The following is a 1492-nucleotide window of genomic DNA, read 5'->3' on the forward strand; positions in this document are numbered from 1 at the left end:
GCGCTTGCGATGGCGCGCTCGGATATGTTGCCTTCCGCAGCTTGGACAGCGTCGGCACCCAGGATCACAATTCTGTCGCGGCTCAATGGCTGGCCTATGCGTTCCCCTACCGACGCTTCGCCGACACCCTCGCGGATGCCTGCGCACGGCTCGGGGCCAATGCGGTTCGCTATTCCTTCATTGCGGTGGACTTTCACCACTTACTCCTTGCCGGTCTCCCGGCGCACCCAAGCTAATTGTCGCCAACCAGCCGCGATGGCTTGATCTCGCGCGTCTTGGCCGGGCGTCGCGACTGCACTTGCCTGGCGTACGCCTGCTGTTTGGCCAGTGTCACGCCGCTCAGGTCCCAGGTGTCGGCTCCGAGCGCCTTGAGAAAGCGCACCTTCTCCAGCGTTTCGGCCAAGCTTGCCGGTCCATGTCGCCGCGAGGGCGTCTTCAGCCACTCCAGGTGGGTGGAATCCGTCTCGGGCCGAATGCAGTAGGCGAGGGCGCTCAGTTGGCGCGCCCTCGCGACCGGAACAGCGGCGCTGACATGGGCGAGGACGCTCGCCTCGATGGCGGCTAACGCGTCGCGGGCCCAGTCCTTGAGGCGGCGCGGTCCGGGAATCACGATCCGGCGGGTGTACAGCCACTGGCAGGCCGACCGTACCAGATCGTCGGGCTGAGTAGCCTCCTGGGCGTGAATGCAAAGCGCATCGGTCAGTTGGATCTCTCAATATCTCGAAGACCGAGGTATGTCTTGGCCCAAAGCTGATGCTTGAAAAGCGTCTGGCTGCGTCCGTAGATCGAGCGCAGTGTCGCAATGGACGGTGGGGAGATGCCCAACAGCTGAGCCGTGTGCCGTAGTAGGTTCCGCGGCAAGACGTTGAAGCCGTCGAGCGGTCGACCGGTGGCGCGCATGAACAGCACCATCAAGGCAGCGGGCAGGCGGTGGCCGACTCGAAATTGCTGCGAGATCGCTTCAACGTCTGCTGACCCAAGCTCGAAGAACTGCTCGCGGTCAAACTCGCTCAGCCGGGACGGCAGGGCCTCCTGGCCGACGAATCGCAGGGCAAAGGAGGGCATGGCTGGCTCCAAAACGCAGGGCCGCCAATGTACCGGCTCAGGCGCTGGCAGGGCGGCGCGCGTCTGGCACCTGCGCCATCAAACGGAAACCCGCATGGCTGCTGGGCGTGCGAGAAAAGCGCACCGATTTGCACGAAAAGTACTACAACCCCTAGACCAAATACTGTTCAGATACGTAACACGCGCAACGCCGGCGTCGGCTCATGTCTGCGGTGGAGCTCGGCGCCGCGACGGCGCACTTTGAAGTTGCTCATCTTGCGCTTGACCCCTCGCGGGTTGTGGCGATACAGCCGCCGGCCCTTGAAGCGCTCGGGCACCGTGTCCCAGGCGCCGAAATTGACCATGTCGAGCGCGCCGCAGGAGCCCACGWACGGTAGCGCATGGCGGGCGAACACATCGAGCCGGGTCGGGCCGGCCGACAACACGC

Annotated in this window: 3 protein-coding genes and 1 pseudogene; all 4 read right to left on the minus strand. The window is 64.5% G+C overall.

Translation table 11 applies throughout. The features are described from left to right. A partial coding sequence (locus AC1DY5_RS55320; RefSeq protein WP_478122648.1) for a hypothetical protein occupies window positions 1-197 on the minus strand: 197 nt, incomplete at its 3' end. A gap of 35 nt (window positions 198-232) precedes the next feature. Then, window positions 233-610 (minus strand): hypothetical protein, encoded by a 378-nt coding sequence (locus AC1DY5_RS55325; protein ID WP_478122649.1) that lies wholly within the window; start codon window positions 608-610, stop codon window positions 233-235. An 89-nt stretch (window positions 611-699) separates the two neighbouring features. After that, entirely contained in the window at window positions 700-1065 is a 366-nt protein-coding gene (locus AC1DY5_RS55330) for a DUF4158 domain-containing protein (RefSeq protein ID WP_478122650.1), read from the minus strand. 167 nt (window positions 1066-1232) lie between these two features. After that, window positions 1233-1492: pseudogene (locus tag AC1DY5_RS55335) on the minus strand (hypothetical protein); the annotation flags it as partial.

Source organism: Variovorax sp. P4_D9, from assembly GCF_056401695.1.